The following is a 3,687-nucleotide window of genomic DNA, read 5'->3' as shown; positions in this document are numbered from 1 at the left end:
CCGCTTACCGCAACGGAACCGAAGACAGACGCCAACGAAGATCATGACAAAGCACTATTAGGTATGTGCCGCAGTGCGCCATAGACGAAGCGCTCGGTGGCGAAGCGGCTGGGAGAGTGTGCGCGAGTCCTTCATATCGGCCAGTACGTCGAGCAGGTCTCCGGTCGGCCAGCCGGACTCCAACCAACCGAGTGCCAGTGCCGGCCAATGCTCACCCCAGGCGGTGAGCGCGAACCGGACGAGGGCGGGTAGCGGCGTGTCGGCCAAGGGCACGTGAGGCAACGCCGCCCTGACGTCGGTCGGGGTGCGCTCCAGCAACGGCAACAGCCACATCAGCCGGTCCCCGGCGGTGTAGATCGACCCATCGGCCGAACCCTTAATCAGCCAGGTGCCGGCACTGTTTTGAACGAGAAGCAGGCCGCAGTTGTTGATCGCCAGTACCGAACGAGGGCTCTCCTCGGCAGCGCCCATGCCGAGCATCCTGTCATGCCGCCGACAGCGGGGGCGGGGTGCACGCGGCTGGCTAACGCTCCAGGGCTGTTCGCGCGATCTGGCCTACGTGGTGCATGGCGCGACCCTGCCCGACCGAGGACGGCATCGTGCTCCGCGAGGTGAAGGTAGGGGCGGTTCGGTTGGGGTCGGCAGTCGCTGTCTGTAAGCCCTGGGCTGGTGGTGCCGTGCCTGGTTCAGAAGGTGTCATGCGAGGCGGGGCGGGAACCCGCCGGTCGCGATCGGACCCCAGCGCGTGGGGGTGATTCGCAGCAGGGTTTTGCCCTGGTCGAGCATGGCCTGGCGGTACTCGCTCCAGTCGGGGTGTTCACCGGCGATGTTGCGGTAGTACTCCACGAACTCGTCGAGTCCTTCGGCGGCGTCGAGTACCTCACAGACTCCGTCGATCTGCGTCCACGGGCCGTTCCACTCGTCGGAGAGCACGACGACGCTCACCTTCGGACGTGAGCGTGCGTTGCGGGCTTTGGCGCGCTCCGGATATGTCGACACCACGATCCGGCCCGAGTCATCCACGCCCCCGGTCACGGGTGACGCTTGCGGCGAGCCGTCCACTCTCTGGGTGATCAGAATCATCCGGTGCCTGGGGCGGACGAACTCGAGGAGCCGGTCCAGGTCGACGGCTGTGTTCGTGGCGATGGTGCGCGCCATTCTTGTTCTCTCCTTTGTGTTGACAAGCCGTGTCAATGCGGAGGATAGGCGACAGCGACGCGCACCTCAGCGAGCAGAGCGTGTGCATGCGAGGTCGTCTGGGTGATCTGCGGTGGGGATTGCCCGATGTTACCGAGCAGCCTTTGGGCACGTTCGGCGAAGCCCGGCGGTGCGATCGACAGTCCTGTCGCCGATGCCACCATGCCTTTCTCGTTGATCAGCCATTGATGGGCTCGACCGTGCAGCGCGTGACAGGCCACGCCCACGGCGCGGAACAGACACCCAGCCGCGTAGGTGGGGTCGGTGCCGTCCGCGCCGTAGGTGGCCAGCCGCAGCGCGAAGTCCGCCTCCCACAACCCGTCCACGAGCGCGTCCCCCCAGCGCCGCCGGATAATGCCGGGTCTGTGCCTGTAGTTTGGCGAGCTCTCCGCTGGGATCGGCGAGTACTCGGCACAGCGCCACCTCCCCGGCGTAGGCATGCGAGTAGAAGCCCAGCGGATGGCCAACCTGGAACCCGACCTCGTATCGGCCGGCCCGGCAGTCGTCCCACACCCGGTGCACCCGGTCCAAATCGCGGTAGATCCAGTCCACCCGCCAACCCTGGACCGTCAGCCAGCCGCCGCCGTTGACCCATGGTCCCCAACCGCCCGGTGCCGTCACCTCGACCGGCTCATCGGCCTCCCGGCCCGCCAACTCCCGCAACCCCACCACGTCGAACTCGCCGCGGTAGTACAAGCCCAGGTCGAAATCCGAGTCGGGGCGGTGGCTACCGCGGGCGCGGCTGCCACCAAGCACCACCGCCACCACCCCGCCAACCGCCACCAGCCGCTCGCTGAGCTCCACCAACATCCTGTCATCCACATCCTCTGATTTGACCACGCCACGTCCGCCGGCCGCTCCCCGGCCTCAAATCGGACAACGACGGCAGGGAAAGCCGCCGGGGATGTCGTAACCGACAACACGGATACGGCCAGAGCGCGCCGATCTGCCGCCGGTAGCGCTGATCGCGGCTGTCACTCCTCACCGTCGGGGTACGTCTGGCAGAGCCGGCGGAAGTCCTGGCGCCATTGCCGCACTTGGTCGTCGTCGTGCAAGAACCGGCCCTCAGGGCCGGAAGGCAGATCAATGCCATGCAGCAGATCGAGCGCCCACCAAACGACCTCGTCCTCAACCGCACCGTCGACCGGATCCTCACGCCACTGGGCCGCCCACCTGTCCGCCTCGTCCCTCGTACGCGTACCGACGAGCACCGCGGTGAACCACGCATCGACCTCACCGCGAGTCGGAACAGGGCGCCTCCGAGCCACGGTATGAAGATGCCGCATGCCCAGCCTGGGCGCGCACATCTGCCGCTGCGGGCGCGTTTGCGTTCATCGCCGTTGGCAACGCACGGTGATGCATGGCTGTTTCTTCCGCTACTTCCGGCGTCACGCATCGCAGTGAGCTTGTTCTGCGCGTGGCGTCGGCTGCGTACCTGGGCCGCTACCGCGGCCAGACCCGGATCCACACCGAGTCGGATCTTCGTGTCTTCCTGCGCTGGTGTACCGACATGGAACTCGACCCGCTCGCTGCGGTCCGCGCGGACATTGAGCGGTACGTGCGCTGGTTGCAGGACGTCCGCTGCTACCAGCCCTCGACCGTTCCCGGCGGCTGTCGGTCGTGGTCGGCTTCTACCGGGTCTGCGTGATCGACCAGATCCTGCCGCACTCACCCACTGCCTACGTGCGCCGGCCGACTGTCCCGGCCGAGTCACCCACCCTCGGCCTCGGGCACCTCCAGTTCGAAGCTCTGATCACCACCGCGCGGTTGTCGGCGAACATCAACGACTTCGCCCTGATCGCCCTCCTCGGCCTGCTCGGGCTACGGATCTTCGAAGCTTGTGGGTCCAACGTCGCCGACCTGGGCGAGGAACACGGTCACCGAGTCCTGCGGGTGCGTGGCAAGGGCGGCAAGCTCGTGCTCGTCCCGCTCCCGCCCGCGATAGCGCGGGCGATCGACCGCGCCGTCGACGGCCCCGTCGACGGGCCGATCCTGCGCAACACCCTCGGCGGTCGGATGGACCGGCACGCCGCCACCCGCCGGCTCAAGCACCTGGCCACTACCGCAGGGATCCGGATGCCAAGGATGCACCCACACATGCTCCGACACACCTACGTGACGACCATGCTCGACGCCGGGGTAAGCCTGCGCGACGTACAGATCGCCGCCCGCCACGCCGACCCACGCACCACCAAGCGCTACGACCGAGCCCGCAAGAACCTCGACCGCCATCCCAACTACATCCTGGCCGCGTACATGGCCTCCGGCACGTAGCGTCCCCGCACGACTCTGCCGATGAGCGTGCACCCGCTCATTGATGAACTTCGAGGACGGCGTTGAGCGGCGCCACCCCAGCGATGCGCTCCGGTCTTCGCACGCCGACCTATGTCGCGAGGTTGTTGGGTCGAGCTTGATCGCACTCGTGCAGGGGGTGAACTACTGTCCGGCCAGCTCGGCCACGACTGGAGCGAGGACACCGGCGACGCCTGC

Annotated in this window: 6 protein-coding genes and 1 pseudogene; 2 read left to right on the top strand and 5 right to left on the bottom strand. The window is 67.2% G+C overall.

Annotated features, from left to right (window positions below; all coding sequences use genetic code 11):
* Positions 1-57: 57 nt before the first annotated feature.
* From ACFFIA_RS16715 to ACFFIA_RS16695, 5 genes and pseudogenes are all read right to left on the bottom strand, one after another.
* Positions 58-471 (bottom strand): hypothetical protein, encoded by a 414-nt coding sequence (locus ACFFIA_RS16715; RefSeq protein ID WP_377251903.1) that lies wholly within the window; start codon positions 469-471, stop codon positions 58-60.
* 225 nt (positions 472-696) lie between these two features.
* On the bottom strand, positions 697-1,158 hold the full coding sequence (locus ACFFIA_RS16710) for a PPOX class F420-dependent oxidoreductase (protein WP_377251901.1): 462 nt from the start codon (positions 1,156-1,158) through the stop codon (positions 697-699).
* A gap of 32 nt (positions 1,159-1,190) precedes the next feature.
* A complete protein-coding gene (locus ACFFIA_RS16705; protein WP_377251905.1) occupies positions 1,191-1,523 on the bottom strand; it encodes a hypothetical protein in 333 nt (110 codons plus the stop codon).
* Between the two features lie 382 nt (positions 1,524-1,905).
* Positions 1,906-2,007: pseudogene (locus ACFFIA_RS16700) on the bottom strand (nucleotidyltransferase domain-containing protein); the annotation flags it as partial.
* Between the two features lie 164 nt (positions 2,008-2,171).
* A complete protein-coding gene (locus tag ACFFIA_RS16695; RefSeq protein WP_377251899.1) occupies positions 2,172-2,408 on the bottom strand; it encodes a YxzC family protein in 237 nt (78 codons plus the stop codon).
* 149 nt (positions 2,409-2,557) lie between these two features.
* Here ACFFIA_RS16695 and ACFFIA_RS16690 point away from each other — a divergent pair, with 149 nt between their 5' ends.
* Together ACFFIA_RS16690 and ACFFIA_RS16685 are read left to right on the top strand one after the other, a co-directional pair.
* A complete protein-coding gene (locus ACFFIA_RS16690; RefSeq protein ID WP_377251897.1) occupies positions 2,558-2,845 on the top strand; it encodes a hypothetical protein in 288 nt (95 codons plus the stop codon).
* Positions 2,842-3,471, top strand: a complete 630-nt coding sequence (locus ACFFIA_RS16685; protein WP_377251895.1) for a tyrosine-type recombinase/integrase — start codon at positions 2,842-2,844, stop codon at positions 3,469-3,471. The genes ACFFIA_RS16690 and ACFFIA_RS16685 overlap by 4 nt, the downstream gene beginning before the upstream one ends.
* The last annotated feature ends 216 nt before the right edge of the window (positions 3,472-3,687 follow it).

Source organism: Phytohabitans kaempferiae, from assembly GCF_042433955.1.
In the GTDB taxonomy this organism is placed as follows: Bacteria; Actinomycetota; Actinomycetes; order Mycobacteriales; family Micromonosporaceae; genus Phytohabitans; species Phytohabitans kaempferiae.
This window is presented reverse-complemented; position numbering and strand designations above follow the sequence as displayed.

Excerpts from the sequence above, each read along its gene's own strand:
- ACFFIA_RS16715 (WP_377251903.1), bottom strand. The coding sequence starts at position 471 with ATGGGCGCTGCCGAGGAGAGCCCTCGTTCGGTACTGGCGATCAACAAC.
- ACFFIA_RS16710 (WP_377251901.1), bottom strand. The coding sequence starts at position 1,158 with ATGGCGCGCACCATCGCCACGAACACAGCCGTCGACCTGGACCGGCTC.
- ACFFIA_RS16690 (WP_377251897.1), top strand. The coding sequence starts at position 2,558 with ATGGCTGTTTCTTCCGCTACTTCCGGCGTCACGCATCGCAGTGAGCTT.